This window comes from Novosphingobium subterraneum (genome assembly GCF_000807925.1).
Taxonomy (GTDB): domain Bacteria; phylum Pseudomonadota; class Alphaproteobacteria; order Sphingomonadales; family Sphingomonadaceae; genus Novosphingobium; species Novosphingobium subterraneum.
The window spans coordinates 114978-133813 of record NZ_JRVC01000010.1 but is presented as its reverse complement, the minus strand read 5'-3'; the positions used below and the strand labels follow the sequence as shown (position 1 = coordinate 133813).

Genomic DNA, 18836 nt, shown 5'->3' with positions numbered 1-18836 from the left:
CCTGTTCTTTTTCCGGATTGTAGAATGTAAGCATTGCTATTATCGCCACGGCATGAAAGTCAACGTGGCCTTCTTGTCATCTGACGTCGGGCGCCTGTTCCGCAAGCGCTTTGCCGCCAGTGCCCAGCACTTCGGCGTGACCGGACCGCAGTGGCGCATGCTGGCCGCGATCCAGCGCGATCCGGGCACCAACCAGGGCGCCCTGGCAGGCTGGCTTGAAGTGGAGCCGATCACGGCCGGACGCATGATCGACCGGCTCGAGAAGATGGGGCTGGTCGAACGGCGCGATAACCCCGCCGACCGGCGCTGCTGGTGCCTCTATCTTACTGCGAAGGGCGAGGAGCTGATCCGGTCGATGACGCCGCTGGCGCAGCAGGCCATCGGCGAGGCGGTTTCCGGCCTGACGGATGAAGAACACGCTCAACTCCTTTCGCTGCTCGAACGTGTGCGCAGCAACCTTTCCGATGACCCCACTCCCGAAGCGAACCTGATCCATGGCCGAGGCTGATCCCTTTCCCCCCCAGAACGCACCTGCCGCGCAAGCCGCGAAGGAGCACGTTGGCGAGACCCGTTCGAGGCGCTCCCGCACGATCCTCATGGTGCTCGGGCCCGTCGTCGTCGTGGCCGGCGCGCTGTGGTACTGGTTCGGCAACCAGGGCACCGTCTCCACCGACAACGCCTATATCAAGCAGGATATCGTCGCCGTCGCCGGCGAGGTCAGCGGCCTGATCACCAAGGTCAACGTGCGCGAGAACCAGCACGTCAAGGCGGGCGACGTCCTGTTCACGATCGACCCTGCCACTTTCGACGCCACGATCCGCCAGGCCGATGCGCAGATTGCCACGGCGCAGGCCAAGGTTACCGCCTTGAACGCCGACGTCGCCGCCAAGGCCGCGGCACTTGCCGCCGCCAACGACGACCTTGCCCTCGCCCAAGCCAACTTCTCGCGCGAGAAGGCGCTGATGGACAAGGGCTTCAACACCCGCGCTCGCATGGACGCGGCAGAGCATGCCGTGGCCGTGGCTCGCGACCGCATCGTCTCGATCCGCGCCGAAGTGGCGCAGGCCCGCTCGGAACTGGCCACCGGTGCGCAGGTGCCGGGCGTCAATCCCGCCATCGCCGCCGCGCAGGCCAATCGCGCCAAGGCCACTCTCGACATGGAGCGCACGGTCGTGCGCGCGCCCGCCGATGGCGTGGTCACGCAAGTCACGCGCCTGCAGGTCGGCCAGATGGTCTTTCCCGGCGTGCCGATGGTCTCGATCGTGCGCGACGGCAGCGCCCGGGTGGACGCGAACTTCAAGGAAACCGACCTGAACCACATGCGTCCCGGCCAGCCGGCCGAGATCGAGATAGACGCCTATCCCGGACTGAAGCTGAAGGGACACGTCGAATCCATCGGAGCCGGCACGGGTTCGGAATTCTCTGTTCTCCCGGCGCAGAACGCCACCGGCAATTGGGTCAAGGTGATCCAGCGCGTGCCGGTCCGCATTGCCATCGACAGCAAGTCGGAGCGACCGCTGATCGCCGGCCTCAGTTCCGACGTCACCGTCCATGTCGGCAAGTAGCGCCGAGCAACCACCGCTGGTCTCGCGCAACCGGCCGCTGATGCTGGTCGGTTCGATGGCGGCGATGGTGATGTACACGCTCGACACCACGATCGCCAACGTCGCCCTGCCGCACATGACGGCTTCGCTTAGCGCGACGCAGGATACCATCACCTGGGTCCTGACCAGCTATGTGCTGGCCTCGGCCGTGGCGCTGCCGCTGGCAGGCTGGCTGGTGGACAAGTTCGGCATCCGCAACATGATGCTGATGTCGGTGTTGCTGTTCACCGTGGCCTCGATGCTGTGCGGTGTGGCGCAGAATCTTGAACAGATGGTGTTTTTCCGGATCCTGCAGGGACTCGGCGGCGCGTTCCTCTCGCCCTTGGCCCAGACAGTCACGCTCGATTCCAGCACAGCGGCGGAACGGCCCCGGATGATGGGGCTTTATACCCAGGGCGTCATGCTGGGACCGATCACCGGGCCGATCATCGGCGGCTTCCTGACCGACAACTACAACTGGCGGTGGGTTTTCTACGTCAACCTGCCGGTGGGCCTGATCTGCTTCCTCCTGCTGTGGCTCTATCTTCCCAAGACCCCGACGCGGCAGCGGCGCGTGGACTTCACTGGCTGGCTGCTGGTGGCGCTGACAGTCTCGGCGCTTCAGCTGATCCTAGACCGGGGCCTGACGCTCGACTGGTTCGCCTCGGCCGAGATCGTGACTTACGCGGTCGTGGCCCTGGCCGGAGCCTGGCTTGCCGTGTTCCATCTTTCCGGCACGGCGCAGCCGCTGTTCCCGACGGCGCTATTCCACGACCGCAACTTCACCGTCGGCCTGGCCTTCATGTTCCTGATCGGCCTGGTGATGATGTCGGTCATGGCGCTGCTGCCGGGTTTGCTTCAGCAAATCTACGGCTACACTCCGCTGCAATCAGGCATGCTGCTGGCCCCGCGCGGCATCGGCATGCTGGCCTCGATCACCCTGTTCGGGCGGTTCATGACCAAGGTCGATGCGCGCGCCTTGCTGGCGCTGGGCCTGCTGCTGATGGGCGGCTCGATGTGGCTGATGACCGGCTGGTCGCTGGAGATGCCGCGCGGCCCGATTATCTTCGCCGGGCTGCTGCAGGGGCTGGGCCTGTCGTTCACGTTCATGCCGATGAACCTGATCTCCTTCGCCACGCTGCCGCCGCACTTGCGCACCGATGCCTCGAGCCTTGGCAACCTGATGCGCAACCTTGGTTCTTCCATCGGCATTTCGGCCGCTTCGGTGGAGCTTGCCCGCAACATCCAGGTCAATCACGCCGAGATCGGCGCGCATGTCACGCGCACCCTGGTGCCGTTCGATCTGGACCGGGTGACGGCCTATGGCGGCATGGGCGAGACAATGTTGCGGGTGATGGACGGGATGGTAAACCAGCAGGCCGCGATGATTGCCTACATCAACGACTTTTACGCAATGGCGATCGCCTGTGTTGTGGCCATTCCCCTGCTCATGCTGGTGCGTCCGGCAAAGCCAGCTCCGCCTCGCTGATCCTGTCACCGCTGGACAAAAAAATGGGGCCGACTTGCGCCAGCCCCTTTTGAAGTTTGGGAGAGGATGCCTGAAAGGCCTGTTCGCTATGCGAGTTCCTCCGGATTCAAGCAAATGAGAATAACGCCTCTAAATTTGCGTTTTATGCAACTGCAGCGCGCTTGGCAGCGAGGACCGTATTGCTGAGCAGGCAAGCGATGGTCATCGGACCAACCCCGCCCGGCACCGGAGTGACCGCCTTGGCGTGATCGAGCTCATGCGTCGCACAATCGCCGACGATTTTCGTGTTGCCATCATGATCGACGACGCGGGTGATGCCGACGTCGATCACCACCGCGCCGGGCTTCACCCAATAGCCGCGCACCAGATGCGGCGCACCGGCCGCGGCGACGATGATATCGGCCTTGCGCGCCACGTCGGGCAGGTCCTTCGTCTCGATGTGCGTTACCGTGACCGTTGCTTCGCGTTCGAGAAGAAGCATGGAGACAGGTTTGCCTACGATATTGGACTTGCCGATCACCACGACGTTCAGGCCGCGATAGTCGTCGATCACGCTATCCAGCAGGAGCATGACCCCCAGCGGAGTGCAAGGAACGAGGCCGCCCGTACCGGTGGAAAGGCGGCCGACGTTGACGGGGTGAAAGCCGTCGACATCCTTGCCGGGATCGATGCGATCAAGCACCAGAGCTGCGTCGATGTGCTTGGGCAGAGGCAACTGGACAAGGATGCCATGGACCTTGGGGTCAGCATTCAGCTCGTCGATCAGGGCCAGCACCACGTCCTGCGCGGTGTCCGCAGGCAGGCGATGCTCGATCGAGCGGATGCCGGCCTTGCGGCACTGGGCAATCTTGCGACCGACATAGACTTCGCTCGCCGGATCGTTGCCGACAAGGATCACGGCAAGGCCGGGCGCATCACCGCCCGCTGCGACGATTTCCGCCACTTCTGCGGCGGTGCGCGCCAGCACCTGCGCGGCCAGCGCCTTGCCATCGATAATCTGGGCCATTGCCTGTTCCTCAACCGATAATTTGTATGTGTTGCATACAATATTAGCGATGGGATGCGCCGAATGCAACCGCTTCGGGCACGACGTCTGCCAGCACGTGGGCCAGTGCCCGGGCATTCAGGTCGCGCGCCTTCTCCTCGGTCTCCGCCTCGCTGTAGCAGCGCAATTCCGGCGCATTGCCGGAGGGACGGAAATGGATGATCGCGCCATCAGCAAAACTCATGCGATAGCCATCGGTCGTGTCGATGCCGGTGGGGAAGCCGGCAATCTCGCCGAACAGGCGGGCGATGCGGGCAAGCTGCTCGTCTTCTTCGCCGTGGCTGAGGAAGGCAATCAGCGCGGCGCTGTTTTCCTGCGGGAAATCGGCGACGCGATCGGAGAAGGTGAAGCGCGGCGGCAGTTCGGCGACGACTTCGGCCAGAGGGCGTTCCCTGGCATTCATCACCACCGCGATGATCGGTAGCAGGGCATCGCGCGTTGGCAGTGGCGCCAGATCGTCGACCGCGCTGCCGAGCAGGAACCCGCCGTTGGCCTCGTAACCGCAAACCCGCGCGCTCGTGTCCGCGTCGGCCGCGTCCATCATCGCGCGGATCACGTAGGGCGAGCCGATGCGCGTGCGCACCACCTTTGGCGCCGCGCCGCTCAATTCCAGCACGGTGTTTGAGCTGACCGGCGTCACCACCACGTCCGCTGCCACCGCCCGCGCGCACAGCAGGCCGACGATGTCACCGCGCAGCCACGTCCCGTTGGCATCGGCCACCAGCGGACGGTCGGAATCGCCATCGGTGGAAATGATCGCATCGACCTTGTTCTCGGCCGCCCAGCTGGCAGCCAGTGCAATGTCTTCCTCGCGGATCGCTTCCGTATCGACCGGCACGAACACCGTCTCGCGCCCGAACGGCACGGCAGTGGCGCCCAGCGCCTCGACCGCCCGGACCAGCACATCGCGCCCCACCGCAGTGTGCTGATAGACGCCGATGGTCAGTCCGCTGAGCGCATCTGCCCCGAAATGACGGACATAGCGCGCGATGTATTCGTCCTCGACCGGCGTCACCTCGGGCAGGGGCACCGGCGCCAACAGGCTGTCATCGTTGCCGAAGCGCGAGGGATCGATCTTGACCCGCTGCCCGACGATGCCGGCCTCGTCGCTCTTCAGCACTTCACCGTGCGGACGATAGAACTTGATGCCATTGCGGTCGGCCGGAATGTGACTGCCCGTGACCATGATCGAAGGCATGCCCACGCCAGCGTTGTTCCCCATCGCATGGAACGCCAGCGCCGGCGTCGGCGTCAGCCCGCAGAACACCACCTCCCCGCCGCAATCACGCACCGCGGTGGCACAGGCGGCCAGGATGCGCGGCGTGCTGGTCCGGAGGTCACCGGCCAAGGCAACGCGATCTCCAGTGGAGAACTCTCCGATCTGGCGCAGATACTGGAGAAAGGCAGTGGCATAGGCATGGCACAGCTTGTCGGTCATGCTGGAGGCCAGCCCGCGCACGCCGCTGGTACCGAACGGGACCCCGCTCGACGCCATCAGTTCGGCCACGGTCACGCCTGCTTCAACGCCCAAGTCGTTCATTCGCCATCACTTTCCAGTTTCACCGCTTCGCACGAGACATCCGCGCCAACGGTGCATGAGCGCGTGCGGCACGCCCTCGCTAGGTCGCGCCACACCCACCGAGGCGAACCGGAAGCCGTGGGTTCCGTTCCCGATTCACCGTTCGCACCGGCGCTTTATCCGCTCGAACGCTCCTCGTCTGCCCCCGAGCACACCTTGCAGGACAGCAAAAAAAGTTCACACAACGTTGGCACAAAGTCACCGAACCATCCCCATTTGTGCTGCAACTGCGAAGAACGGATTCTCGAGACACGATGGCAGCCCCCCAGACCGACGCGTCCGCACAAGCGGAGCACCACCCTGTTCCCACCTTCCGCGACTTCTTCCGCTGGGCAGGGCCGGTGCTGGGGCCGGATACGGCGTTCTTCCGTCTCGCATTGCTGTTCGGCGCGGCGATCTCGCTGCTCTCGCTGGCGACGCCGATCTCGGTGCAGTTGCTGATCAACTCGGTCGCCAACACCGCCATGCCGGCACCACTGCTCACGCTGGCCGCGATCCTGTTCGTCCTGCTGCTGATCTGGGGCGTACTCAGCGCATTCCGCGTCCATCTCCTTGCCAAGTTCGAGCGCCGCTTCTTCGCCCGCCTTGTCGCCGAGATCACGCTGCGCGCGGTTCATGCGCAGAACCCGTTCTTCGTCGATTCCCGCCGCGGGGACCTGTTCAACCGCTTCTTCGACATGGGCATCGTCCAGAAATCGCTGACCAGCCTGCTGATCGGCGGCTTCACCATCGTTCTGCAAAGCTTCGTCGGACTTGTGGTGACGAGCTTCTACCACCCGTTCTTCCTTGCCTTCAACGTGGTGCTGGTGCTGATCGTGCTGGTGATCTGGCGGATCTGGGCCAATTCCTCGATCGCCAGTGCCGTCGCGAAGAGCCATGCCAAGCACGCCACTGCGCACTGGCTTGGCACGGTCGGCGGGTCGAACGGCGTCTACAAGTCCAGCCGGCACATGGCCTATGCCATCCGGCGCTCGGAAGAGATGACGGCGGGTTATGTCGCGGCGCATCGCCACCATTTCCGCTACACCTTCGGCCAGACGATTGCCTTGCTCCTGCTCTATGCCCTGTCCAGCGCCGGCCTGCTGGCGATGGGCGGATGGCTGATCCTGCAGGGTGAGCTGTCGATCGGCCAGCTGGTCGCGGCAGAGCTGATTCTCTCCGGCGTGTTCTACGGCATCGCCCAGCTCGGCACGTACCTTGAAGTGCTCTACGAGCTTTCGGCGAGCCTGGAGGAACTGCACCTGTTCTGGGAAGTGCCGCAGGAAGCATCACCCAAGGACAACGCCGCCTGCCCGCCCGATGGCGCGATCCGCCTGCGCCAGGTCCACCACGGCGATCACTTGCTCGATTTCTCGGTGCCGAGCGGCGCGCAAGTCGGCGTGCTGGCCGCGCCCGGAGTGGAGCGAACGCTCGCCACCTTGCTCAAGCGGCTGGAAGTGCCGCGTTCGGGCATCGTCGCGGTCGGCGGGGCTGACCTCGCCACGCTCGACATGTATCGCCTGCGCTCGGACGTGATCGTGCTTGACCGGCCGACCATCGTCGAGATGTCGGTGCGCGAATACCTCGGCCTGGGAGACCCGACCCGTCCCGAGGCGCAGATCGATGCGCTCGAGATTGTCGGGCTTGCTCGGCGTGTCGGCTCGCTGCCGGGCGGTCTCGACGCTCTGCTTTCCAGCTCGGGCTATCCGCTGACGGTGGGCGAGACGATGGCGCTCAAGCTGGCAGGCGCTCTCGTCGCGCGGCCGCGCGTGCTGATGCTCTCGCCACTCTACGACATGCTCCCGCCAGCCCGCCTGGAACGCGCGCTTGCCGCGCTGCGGCCCCACGGCACCACGATCCTGCAGTTCACCAATCGTCCCGAGGGCCTCAAGCGTGACTCCTGGCTGTGGCTTGGCCCTGACAGGCAGGCCGAGGGCCTGACCGTGGACGACGTGATGCATTTTGCGCACACGGCCCTTGGCGCAGGAGGGGAGGGCTGAGCCATGGCTGCCAAGACCTCTACCCACGGGCACGACCTTTCCGGCTTCGCCACGCTGTCGAGCCTGAAGGTGCCGCGCACCACCCGCACGCTCGGCCGCATGATCGCCATCGCTATCCCGCTGCTGCTGGTGCTGCTTTTCGCAGTCAAATGGGTGCAGACAGCTCCGGGCCGCGGCGATGTCATCGCGCTCAACCCCGAAGACCGCGTGCAGCAGGTAACCGCGCTCGTGCCCGGCCGCGTCGAGAAGTGGTTCGTCGTCGATGGCCAGCTGGTCAAGCAGGGCGATCCGATCGCCCGGATCATCGATAATGATCCCGACCTGCTCACCCGCCTCGCGGCAGAGCGCGAGCAGGTGGTGGCGCAGATTGAAGCCGCCCAGCAGGCGATGGCCACTGCCCGGCTCGACGTGAACCGCTCCTCGCAACTCTACGCCGAAGGGCTTGCCGCCCGGCGCGACTACGAGGCCACGCAAATCAAGGTGGCCGAACTCAACGCCAAGCTGGCCGAGGCCCGTGCCAAGCTGAGCAAGGTCGACATCGCGCTCAACCGCCAGTCGGCGCAGCTGGTCCGCGCCCCCCGCGACGGTCGCATCCTCTCGCTCAACACCGCCGCCGGGGCCACGCTGATCAGCGCCGGCGATCTCCTCGCCACGATCGCGCCAGAGCGGCAGCAGCGCGTTGTCGAGCTGCTGGTCGATGGCCGCGATGCCGCGCTGGTGCGCAAGGGGCAGGCGGTGCGGCTGAACTTCGAAGGCTGGCCAGCCATCCAGTTCAGCGGCTGGCCCTCGGTGGCGCAGGGCATGTTCGATGGCCGCGTGCTGACGATCGACCCTTCGGCCCAGCCCAACGGCCTGTTCCGCGTGCTGGTGGAACCGATGCCCGGCAAGCCTGCCTGGCCGAACGACAACTACGTCCGCCTCGGCTCCAAGGTGCGAGGCTGGATCCAGATGGAAACGGTGACGATCGCCTACGAACTGTGGCGCCAGCTCAATGACTTCCCTCTGGAATTCCCCACCCCGGTCGATGCCGGGCCGCGCAAGGGCAATGGGCTCAAGGCCCTGTCCGACAAGGAGGAGACCAAGGGCAAGAACGACGCCAAGGGCGGAGCCTACGGCAGCGGCAGTTACGGCGAGGAAGAGGACGCGAAGTGATCGCCCGTTTCCTCGTCGCCCTGCTCGCCCTGCTCGCCTTGGGCGGCGCGGCGCGAGCGCAGGAGCTGACCCTGCGCGAGGTGCTGCAATCCTCGGCCACCCACGCGCCGCAAATCCTCGAGGCGATGGCCCGCCAGCGCCAGGCCGATGCCCGCCTGCTAACTGCCGAGGGCCAGTTCGACCTCGTCTTCAATGCCGAGGCGACGGCCCGCCCCTTGGGCTACTACAACGGATCCACCGCCGAGGTTTCGGCATACCGACCGCTGCAGAACAACGGCGGCCAGGTCTATGGCGGCTATCGCAAGTCGATCGGCGATTTCGCCTCGTACGAAGGCAAGTCCATCACCAACGAACTCGGCGAGATCAAGGCCGGTGTGCTGTTCTCGCTGCTGCGCGACCGGGTGATCGACGAACGGCGCGGCCGGCGCGAACTGGCCGGCTTCGATATCGAACTGGCCGAACTCGATCGCGATCTTGTCGCCATCGGCGTGCAGCGCCGCGCAATCGAGGCATACCAGCTGTGGGTCGCGGCGGGCCTGCGGGTGAAGATCTACCGCGAGATCTTCGAGCTCGCGCGCGAACGGCAGAGCTCGATCGAGCGCCAGATCGTTCTCGGCGCGCGGCCTTCGATCCTCGGCACCGAGAACCAGCAAAACATCGTGCGCCGCCAGGCCCTGCTCGTCCGCGCCGAACAGGACCTGCAACTGCAGGCCAACGCGCTCTCGCTGTTCCTGCGCGATGGCCTTGGCCAGCCGGTGGTCCCCTCGCCGGATCGCCTGCCCCCGCGCCAGGTTGACAACGTCACTCCCCGCCTTGTCGACCAGAGCAGCGCCATCGCCGCCCGGCCCGATCTCCAGGCGCTGCTCACCCGGATCGAGCAAACCGGCATCCGCGCCCGCCTCGCCGAGAACGAACTCAAGCCTCGGCTCGACGTCCGCGTGGAAGCATCGAAGGACTTCGGGGACGGATCGCCGGTGCGCCGTCCGACCGAGGGCATTCTTGGCCTGCGCTTCTCGGTCCCGCTCGAACAGCGCGCCGCCAAGGGACGCATTGCCGAAGTGGCGGCAGAGCAAGATGCACTGTCGCTGCGCCTGCGCCTGCTTGAAGACCAGATCGGCGTCGAGATCGCCAACTTGCGCACGCAGGTGACCGGCGCCGAAAAGCTGGCCGGGCTCGCCACCGCCGAAGCCGCCCTCGCCCGCAAGATGGCCGAGGCCGAGCGCCGCCGCTTCTCGCTGGGCGCCAGCGACTTCCTCGTCGTCAACCTTCGCGAGGAAGCGCTGGCCGATGCCACGATCCGCGAGATCGACGCCAATTACCGCCACGCCGCCTCGCAGGCGGAACTCGTCGCCGCGCTGGCCGACCGCGAGCAACTTGGACTCTAAGCAGAATTGCTGATGGCGTTCCTCCAAAGGTATAAACCACACGCGGTCTAGTTCGGGGCACCCTTCCCCGGAGCTTGCGAATGTCCGTCCTCGCCGCTGGCCTTTCTGCCGGCCTTGCTATCCTCCCCGCGCCAGCCGCCGATGTGCCCGCCGAAGCCGAATCGCAGGACGAGATCGTCGTCACCGCGCAGAAGCGGTCGGAAAAGGCGAGCGACGTGCCGATCTCGCTCTCCGTGCTCGGCGGCGAGAACCTGGAAGCCGCGCGCTTCGCCCAGGCTGACGACCTCGCCGCCCGCATCCCCAACCTGCGCTTCAGCGCGACGGTAGGCGAGAACACCCCGATCTTTGCGCTGCGGGGCGTATCGATGTCGGACTTCAGCCTCAACCAGGCCGGACCCGTCGCCGCCTATTATGACGAGGTCTACAAAGGCAACTTCGCGTTCCTCGGTCTGGCCCTCTACGATCTCTCACGCGTCGAGGTGCTGCGCGGGCCGCAGGGCACGCTCTATGGCAAGAACACCACCGGCGGCGCGATCAACTACGTTTCGGCCCGCCCGGTCTTCGCCAGCGAAGGCTACCTCAGGCTGGGCGCGGGCAACTACAATCGCCTCGAGGCGCAGGGCGCGCTGAACATGGCTCTCGGCCCGACCCTTGCTGCTCGCGTGGCCTTTACCGCCGCCAGCGCCGATGGCTGGTTCCGCAACCGGCTTGCCGGACAGCCGGACCTGTCCTCCACCCGCGAATACGGCATTCGCGGTTCGCTGCTGTGGCAACCGTCCGACAGCGCCGAGCTGATACTGCGCCTCTCGACCAGCCTGCAGCGCCCACGAAACTACGGCAACTATTCCAAGCCGCGCCCCGATGGCGTCGGCAACGGCGCTTACGAGGCCTACGGCCAGGGCAGCAGCTACTTCCGCGAAGGACTGGGAATTCGCGAACTTGAGGCGAACTTCACCGCCCGCCGGCTCGCCCGCACCTGGTCGGCCGCGCTCACCGGCACCTTCAAGCTCAGCGATTCCTTCACCCTGATCTCCGTCACCGGCTGGGACAAGGGCAGCCTCTATGTCCCCGAGGACACCGACGGCAGCCCGCGCCAAGTGCTCGAAATCCCCTACACCGATCGCGGCACCCAGTTCGGACAGGAACTGCGCCTCGCATGGGAGGGCGATGGCCCGCTGAGCGTCATCGTTGGCGCCCATCACCACCGCGAGGATCTGTTCAACGCGACCGACCTCAACTTCTGGACCGATCTTGACGTCGACGGCAACGGCCGCGTCGATGTGGACGACTGCACCGCCAATGCCAGCCTGTTCGCTTGCGTCATCTCCAATCGCTTCGATCAGGACAAGCGCAGCTGGGCCCTGTTCGGCGACGCCCGGTTGAAGCTCGGCGGCGGCACCACCCTACGCGGGGGCCTGCGCTTCACACATGACACAGGCCTGCAGGCCGGGCTGACCTCGGAAATCCGGGGCGTTGACGGTGTCCTCGTCGCCACGCCGATCGCACCGCTCGACCGCCGCTTTTCCGGCAACAACCTCTCCGGCAAGCTCGCGCTCGATCACAAGCTCGACGATGGCACGCTGCTCTTCGCCAGCTACAGCCGCGGCTACCGCGCCAGCGGGTTCAACGCCCAAGCCTTCTTCGATCCGTCCGAAGCGGGCGTCGCCAAGCCCGAAATTCTCGACGCCTTCGAAGCGGGAGCCAAGGCGCGGCTGGGCGGCATGGTCTCGGTATCGCTCACCGGCTTTTGGTACGATTACCGCAACCAGCAGTTCCTTTCGGTCAACCCGGTCGACGCGACGCAGACGCTGGTCAACCTCGATCGCTCGCGCATCTATGGCGCGGAGCTGGAGCTGGACGCGCGGCCCCTGCCGACCCTGTCGCTCAACGCCGGGCTCGGCCTGCTCCATGCACGGGCGACGCGCGGGGTGATCAGCGGCCTCGACGTGCGCGGCCACCGCCTGTCCAACGCCCCTGCCCTCACCGCCAATGCCGCGATCGACTGGACCGCTTGGGAAGTCGGCAACGCCCGCCTCACCCTCCGCGCGGATGCGTCTTATGTGTCCTCGCAATACTTCGAGATCGTCAACATCCCCCGCCTGCGCCAAGGCGGCTACGCCCTGCTCGGCGCCGGGATCGACTACGTTCGTGGCGACTGGACCGTGTCACTGTGGGGCCGCAACCTCACCGACAAGATCTACTTCACTTCGCGCATAGACCTCTCAGGCTTCGGCTTCGACTACAACCACGTCGGTACACCGAGGACGTGGGGCGCGAGCGTGAAGCGAGCGTTCTGATCGTGTTGGGGGACTAGCGCGGGGCTGACAGAAGAAGTGGCGGTGCGGCTACTGCCTAACCTTTGGCCGGCACCGGAAACGCCAGCGTGAACGTCGAGCCCTTGCCTTCGGTAGTCTTTACCGAGATTCGGCCGCCGTGGAGTTCCATGTAGAACCGCGCCGCGTGCAGACCAACGCCGCTGCCCTTGAAGCGGCGCGCGTTGCTCGAGCGGAAGAAGCGGTTGAAGAGCTTTGATAGCTCATCGGAGGGAATTCCGATCCCCTCGTCCGTCACCGAGACCATCACCTCGCCGTTGCGGGCAAAGCAGCGCACGCGGACCGGCTGTTCCTCGGGCGAATACTTGATGGCGTTGCCGATCAGGTTGTCGAGCACGCGCAGCACCAGAACCTGGTCGAGCATCAAATCGGGCACATCGTCCAGTTCGGCTACGAACGGACGATGTGGATGTACCGAGCGCTGGGCGAGGAGCGCGCGTTCCACCATCGGTCTGATGTTCGCCCGCTCAGGCTGGAAATCGACGCGGCCGTCCTCGATCGAGGCCCAGCCCAAGGTACGATCCACCGCCTCGGTCATGCGGCGCGCGGTGTCGCGGATCGTCTCGGCGCGTTCGGCGATCACGCTGCCGGGTTCCGCCAGACGGGCGATGCGACGGGCCGAACCGTCGATCACGCTCAGCGGCGTGCGGAAATCGTGGCTGGTCACCGACAGGAACTGGCGCTGCGTCTCGGCAATCGTGCGTTCGCGCGCCAGCGCCTTGTGCAGGCGGCGCTCGGCCCGGTAGGCCCGGGTCACGTCGGCCTGGCTGACCATGAGCGAAAGCCTGCCCGTCACCGGATCGGTCAGGCGGCGGAGCGTGACCTCGTGCATGCGGAAGGACGGACCTGCCATGCGCAGGGTCGCTTCCGCACTGCCGCTTTCGAGCGCCCGCGCACGCAGGGCAATCGCCTCGTCGGGATGGGCGAACAGCGTCGCGAAGTTGTCCAGTCCCGGCAGGTTGGTGCCGTGCAGCCGGTTGATCAGCGCTTCGGCCGCAGGGTTGTGCATCAGCCACTGCCCGCCCTCGCTCAGTAGCGAGATCATCAGCGCCGATTGCCGCACCGCCTCGATCGCACGCGTCTCGAACGAGCTGTCCGCAACCTGCATCTGCGCATCGGCAGCATCGACCAGCAGCGCCATGCGCCCGTCCTCGAGCGCCACGCCATGAAGGCGGCAGTCACGCTGGAAGGGCTGGCCCTGTGGATAGAAGGTCCACCGCTCACTGCGCACTTCGCCCCTCGCCAGCGCATGGCGCAGGTTCTCCAGCCGCTCGGCCGTGCCCAAGGCAGTGGGGTTCAGGTCCCGTGCACAGAGCGCCTCGAGGCTTTCAGCCCGCCAGAAGCGCAAGCCGGCGGGATTGGCCCAGATCATGCGCACATGATCGAAATCGTAGATCCACACCGCACGGTCAACCAGCGCGAGCAGGCGCAGCGCATCGCCATGGCCAGGTGGCAAGTCCGCCGCCTGCGCAGAATTCTGCCCTTCCGGCCTGTGTCTGTGCGCGCGCATATGGGATTCTGCTTAGAGCCGACAATCTAAATTTAGTATTTCCAGGGGTATACGGCAGGTCAGCAAGGAACAACGGGTGTTCGCAGGACTCGCACGAAAAGGTCAAGGCAGGCAAACCACGCTGGCCCGATGGCTTGGCGCGTCCTATCTGCGTACCGCCGTCATACCGCTTTGCCTGATCGAACTGGGCTTTCTGTTGAGCTACTGGGCGACGGGGAACTTCACGTATCAGCAGAATGTCGCGACGGTAACGGCGGTCTCGGAGAAGTACCTGACGGACATTGCCGCGCGTGAATCGGCAAACATCACCGCCACTCTCGGTGGTGTCGAAGGCATGACGCGCCTTCTTGGCGCGGAAGCTGGCGAAGCGCTGGCTACGCCCTACGATCCGCCCCCAGAGGAAAAGGCACGGTATCACATCGGTTCGGACAGGGTATTTCACACAACACGAGGGCGCCCCGACGATGCTGCCGCATTCTACAGCGGCTATCATCCCGTCGGCGCGGATGAGATCGAAAAGGTCTGGCGCTCCACGCGGCTCGATCACACCATGCGCCACATCAAGGCTGCATCGCCGCTGGTGCGGCAGGTCTATCTCAATACCTGGGACAGCTACAATCGCATCTACCCGTACTTCGACGTGCTGAGCCAGTACGCGCCGAAAATGAACATCCCCACGTACAACTTCTACTACGAAGCGGATGCGCAGCATAACCCGCAACGCAAGGTGGTCTGGACCGATGCTTATGTCGATCCGGCAGGTTCGGGCTGGATGGTCTCGTCGATTGCGCCGGTATACAGCGAGAAGCGGCTGGAGGGCGTCGTGGGGATCGACATGACGCTGGATACCGTGGTCAGCCGCATCCTCTCGCTCAACCTGCCCTGGCAGGGCTACGCGATGCTGGTGGGGCGAGACGGAACCATCCTCGCCCTGCCCCCGGCAGGCGAAAAGGATCTTGGGCTGACCGAACTCAAGGACCACAAGTACGCCGATGCGATACGGTCCGATACGTTCAAGCCGGACCAGTTCAACATCACCCGCCGCCCCGAACTGAAGGCACTTGCGCAGGCGGTCGGCAGTGGCTCCTCCAGGATAAGCCACGTCATGCTGGGCGGCCGCGACATGCTGGCCACGAATGCCAGGGTTGCTGGTCCTGGCTGGACGCTGGTGGTGCTGGCACCCGCTTCGCAGATCCTGGCTGACGCCAATTCGCTGCACGATCAACTGGTCACTGTCGGCGTGATCATGCTGCTGATCCTGCTTGCCTTCTACGTGGTGTTCTTCGCCTTCCTCGTCTGGCGCGCGCGGGTGATGAGCCGACGCCTTGCCCGGCCCTTGCGCGAAGTGGAGCAGCTCATGGACCGGATCGGTGCAGGCGAATACAACCAGACCGCGCCAAAGTTCGGCGTGAGCGAAGTCGACAACCTTTCAGGCCGTTTGGTGGAAATGGGCCAGAAGCTTGGCGAAGCGCATCAACGGATCGTGGCCCAGGAAGCCGAAGTGCGTCGTTCGTATGATACCGAACGCCGCATCACCACGGGCCAGAGGCGGTTCATCAACATCCTCAGCCACGAATTCCGCACGCCGCTCACCGTGATCGATAGCAGCGGCCAGATCCTGAAGCGGCGGGCGTCACGGCTTACGGAAGACACCGTCGTGGAACGGTCCGACATGATCCGCCGCGCCGTTTCGCGCATCCGTGACGTGATGGAAAGCGCGCTGCAACTGGTACGCATGGAAGAAGGGCAGACGACGTGCCGCCCTGCAGCGGTTGCTCTGGGCAGTATTCTGCGCGAAGCGGTTGCCTCGGCAGGCAGTGAGCGCGCCATTGAAATTCGCATCAACGACGACGTCGAGCGCACGGCCCTGTTTGTCGATCGCCAGCTGATCCACTCCGCGCTCGTCGCTATCCTCGAAAACGCCTGCCGATTCTCGCCGAGAGACGGCAAGGTGTGGATCGAAACGCAGATCGAAGAAGGGCGTTGCATCATATCGGTGCATGACCAGGGCCCCGGCATACCGGCTGAGGAGCTCCCCCTGGTGCGCGAGCGCTTTTATCGCGGGTCGAACAGCACGGCCGTTCCCGGCGCCGGCACGGGCCTCTATCTTGCCAACAGCCTGATTGACGCCAACGGCGGGCTGCTCGACATCCAGTCGACGCCTGGACAAGGGACAGTGGTGAGCTCCAGTCTGCCACTGGCGACGGTCACGACGACCGAATTCTGGGAGGCGGCGTGATGAGTGCATTCTCACCCAAGGACTTCCGTGTTCTCTGTGTCGAGGACGAGCCAGAGATCCTGCGCGACATTGCAGAGGAACTGGCCGACCACGGATTCCAGATCGACAAGGCGGAGAACGCCGAGGCTGCGCTTGCCCGGATGGACGAAGCATTGCCCGATCTCGTGCTCTGCGACGTGCAGATGCCTGGGATGAACGGCATCGAGCTTCTTGAAACCCTGAGGGCGCGCCGCAATGCGCAGTCGCTTGTTCCGTTCGTGTTTCTGACCGCGTTCAATGATCGCACGACAATGATTTCGGGTCGGCGTGCAGGGGCAGATGACTATCTGGTCAAGCCAGTCGATTATGACCTGTTGATCGCCACGGTCGAAAGCCACCTGCAGAATGCCGCCCAGCGCCACGCCGCAGCCCGGGAGGAACCGGACCCGGACGGACGTGCGACTTTCCTGGCCCGACTTTCCCGCGCCAGACCGGGCGAAGCGGTGGCAGTGGTGAAGATCGACAGCCAGCCCGAGTTGGCAAGCAGGTTCGAAGGACAAGGCGAAGGCCGGATCCAGACCTTGATCGACAGGATGGCGAGGCGGGCCGGTCTTGAAGTGTTCAAAGTGCACGGCCATGCCTGGGCGGTGATCGGCAACAGCCTCGCTGTTCTGGAGCAAGCCTTGCAGCCGCTGGTCGAACTCAAGGTTCGCGACAGCAAGCCTTTGACCTGGGTGCGGTCGCGTCTTTCCCTTTCGGCGGTGACGGCCGAGATCGGCATGGCAAAGTGCGGGGAACCCCTGCTTGAACGTCTGATGGAAGCCGCGCGACTTCTGCGGCGCGAGGGTGGTGGGCGACTGCTCCAGCTCGAAGGGGCGGCCATGTCCGACATGCGTCTGGCCAGTTCGATCCGTGCCGAGCTGATAACGGCGTTGCAACAGGGCCAGCTGCACGTCTGCTATCAGCCCAAGGTCTGCGCGGAGAGCGGACGTCCCTTGTCGGCCGAAGTGCTGGTCCGCTGGGAAAGCCCGTTGCTCGGGCATCTCTCTCCGGCAACGTTCATCCCCGTGGTCGAACGCGCGGGTCTGCTTTCGCATCTGACCGACTGGGTCCTGCGCGAAGCAGCGGTCGCGCAACTGGCTCTGGTGAAGAAGGGCCTCCCCCCTCGCCTGGCGGTCAATATTGGTGCATCCGAATTCACCCCCGATCTGCCCGCCAGGATTTCGCGGATCTTTGCCGATTATGGTGCGAGCGAGCATTTGCTCGAGGTTGAAGTGACCGAAACGTCGGTCATTACCGATACGCGACAGGCCGATTCCATCGTGAAGGCTCTGCATGCCCGCGGCATCGCCGTTGCTCTGGACGATTTCGGCACTGGTTACTCCTCGCTCGCCCACTTGCAGGCCTGCACCGTGGACACCATCAAGATCGACCGCAGCTTCGTCCAGCGCGTGGCGGAGTCTGGCCCCGACCAGAAGATCGTGCTGGGCATCATCGGTCTGGCCAAGATGCTGGGGTTGGAAACGGTGGCCGAAGGTGTCGAATTGGAGTCACAGCGGCGCTGGCTGGCAGAGAACGACTGCAATACGCTGCAGGGTTTCGTCATCTCGAAACCCCTCCGTTTCGACGAGTATTGCCAGCTGTTGCAAGCGTGGCCATCCTCCTGATGCGACGGATGCTGGCTGAAGCCGGTTGATCCGGGAAACCGCCGCCCATCTCATGCAGTTCTCTTGCGAGCGTCCGGCATTCTGTCGGAGCTGCTGACGCGGAGAATTTCATGTCTGGCCAAATTGCCCTCGATCTTGACGACGCGCACACCGAGCAACCGAGCCTTGATGGCAAGCGGGTGGTCGTTACCGGTGGTACAACGGGAATTGGCCGCGCGATCGCCGTGCTTCTGGCCAGCGAAGGAGCATCCGTATTTATCTGCGGCCGCGACGAGCAGCATCTTGCCGATGCGCTCGACCGGATCAACAACGTCGGAAAGGGCGATGGCGTTGCGGTCGATCTGGCACGGCCTGAGGACATGCGCCGGTTCTGGAGTGCTGCCGACGCAGCATTGGGCGGTGCGATCGATGTTGCAATCATCAACGCTGCAGTTCCCGCGCAGACCCCGATGGACGTCAACGAAGGGGAACTGCGCTATCAGTTGGAAACCGATCTGGTCGCCTATGTGGTTGCATCGCGGGAAGCGGCGCGGCGGATGGGCAACGGTGGCGACATCGTGTTGATCGGGTCGATGTCGGCAGTCTCTCGCGGCAAGGGCAGCTCGGTCTATGTCGCGGCAAAGTCCGGCGTCCAGGGCTTTGCCGCCGCATTCCGGGAAGAAATGGCACCCAAGGACATCAAGGTCGGCCTGATCGAACCGGGGCTGACCGGCGCCGACTTCCAGTATCCGGAGTACTCTGACGAAGATCAGCGCAATGCCATCAATGCCCAGAAGATGCTTCGTGCAGAAGACATTGCGGTTGCCACGCACTTCATGCTGACCCAGCCTCGCCGCACAGCTGTCTCGCTAATTCAGGTGGAACCCCGCGTGGAAAGCTGAGCCGAAGATCCACAG

The 18836-nt window shown here is 64.7% G+C and carries 13 protein-coding genes; 10 read left to right on the top strand and 3 right to left on the bottom strand.

Going from position 1 to position 18836, the window contains the following annotated elements; genetic code table 11:
- Nucleotides 1–52: 52 nt before the first annotated feature.
- From NJ75_RS11660 to NJ75_RS11650, 3 genes are read left to right on the top strand one after another with little or no spacing between them, the layout of a single operon-like run.
- Nucleotides 53–508 (top strand): MarR family winged helix-turn-helix transcriptional regulator, encoded by a 456-nt coding sequence (locus NJ75_RS11660; RefSeq protein ID WP_039334595.1) that lies wholly within the window; start codon nucleotides 53–55, stop codon nucleotides 506–508.
- Nucleotides 495–1565 (top strand): HlyD family secretion protein, encoded by a 1071-nt coding sequence (locus NJ75_RS11655; RefSeq protein ID WP_039334593.1) that lies wholly within the window; start codon nucleotides 495–497, stop codon nucleotides 1563–1565. The genes NJ75_RS11660 and NJ75_RS11655 overlap by 14 nt, the downstream gene beginning before the upstream one ends.
- Nucleotides 1552–3072 (top strand): DHA2 family efflux MFS transporter permease subunit, encoded by a 1521-nt coding sequence (locus NJ75_RS11650; protein WP_039334590.1) that lies wholly within the window; start codon nucleotides 1552–1554, stop codon nucleotides 3070–3072. Before NJ75_RS11655 ends, NJ75_RS11650 begins: the two co-directional genes overlap by 14 nt.
- A 142-nt stretch (nucleotides 3073–3214) precedes the next feature.
- Here the strand turns inward: NJ75_RS11650 and NJ75_RS11645 are convergent, their stop codons facing one another.
- Together NJ75_RS11645 and NJ75_RS11640 are read right to left on the bottom strand one after the other, a co-directional pair.
- Nucleotides 3215–4078, bottom strand: coding sequence for a bifunctional 5,10-methylenetetrahydrofolate dehydrogenase/5,10-methenyltetrahydrofolate cyclohydrolase (locus NJ75_RS11645; protein ID WP_039334588.1), 864 nt, complete (start codon nucleotides 4076–4078; stop codon nucleotides 3215–3217).
- A gap of 43 nt (nucleotides 4079–4121) precedes the next feature.
- Nucleotides 4122–5657 (bottom strand): phosphomannomutase, encoded by a 1536-nt coding sequence (locus NJ75_RS11640; protein ID WP_039334586.1) that lies wholly within the window; start codon nucleotides 5655–5657, stop codon nucleotides 4122–4124.
- 293 nt (nucleotides 5658–5950) lie between these two features.
- On the opposite strand from NJ75_RS11640, the gene NJ75_RS11635 reads away from it, so the two are divergent.
- The 4 genes from NJ75_RS11635 (at nucleotide 5951) to NJ75_RS11620 (ending at nucleotide 12509) form a co-directional block, all read left to right on the top strand.
- Nucleotides 5951–7675, top strand: coding sequence for an ABC transporter transmembrane domain-containing protein (locus NJ75_RS11635; RefSeq protein ID WP_052242388.1), 1725 nt, complete (start codon nucleotides 5951–5953; stop codon nucleotides 7673–7675).
- 3 nt (nucleotides 7676–7678) lie between these two features.
- A complete protein-coding gene (locus NJ75_RS11630) occupies nucleotides 7679–8827 on the top strand; it encodes an efflux RND transporter periplasmic adaptor subunit (protein WP_039334585.1) in 1149 nt (382 codons plus the stop codon).
- Nucleotides 8824–10212 (top strand): TolC family protein, encoded by a 1389-nt coding sequence (locus NJ75_RS11625; protein ID WP_039334582.1) that lies wholly within the window; start codon nucleotides 8824–8826, stop codon nucleotides 10210–10212. Before NJ75_RS11630 ends, NJ75_RS11625 begins: the two co-directional genes overlap by 4 nt.
- 80 nt (nucleotides 10213–10292) lie before the next feature.
- Nucleotides 10293–12509: a TonB-dependent receptor gene (locus NJ75_RS11620; RefSeq protein WP_039334581.1), complete on the top strand. Its 2217-nt coding sequence runs from the start codon at nucleotides 10293–10295 to the stop codon at nucleotides 12507–12509.
- Between the two features lie 55 nt (nucleotides 12510–12564).
- On the opposite strand, the gene NJ75_RS11615 is transcribed toward NJ75_RS11620, so the two are convergent.
- Nucleotides 12565–14001: a sensor histidine kinase gene (locus tag NJ75_RS11615; RefSeq protein WP_236727133.1), complete on the bottom strand. Its 1437-nt coding sequence runs from the start codon at nucleotides 13999–14001 to the stop codon at nucleotides 12565–12567.
- Nucleotides 14002–14131: 130 nt separating this feature from the next.
- Here NJ75_RS11615 and NJ75_RS11610 point away from each other — a divergent pair, with 130 nt between their 5' ends.
- The 3 genes from NJ75_RS11610 to NJ75_RS11600 all read left to right on the top strand — a co-directional run bounded on the left by NJ75_RS11610 (nucleotide 14132) and on the right by NJ75_RS11600 (nucleotide 18821).
- Nucleotides 14132–16294, top strand: a complete 2163-nt coding sequence (locus tag NJ75_RS11610; protein ID WP_052242387.1) for a sensor histidine kinase — start codon at nucleotides 14132–14134, stop codon at nucleotides 16292–16294.
- Nucleotides 16294–17940, top strand: coding sequence for a two-component system response regulator (locus NJ75_RS11605; protein ID WP_039334579.1), 1647 nt, complete (start codon nucleotides 16294–16296; stop codon nucleotides 17938–17940). Before NJ75_RS11610 ends, NJ75_RS11605 begins: the two co-directional genes overlap by 1 nt.
- 110 nt (nucleotides 17941–18050) lie before the next feature.
- Entirely contained in the window at nucleotides 18051–18821 is a 771-nt protein-coding gene (locus tag NJ75_RS11600; protein ID WP_039334578.1) for an SDR family oxidoreductase, read from the top strand.
- Nucleotides 18822–18836 lie beyond the last annotated feature (15 nt).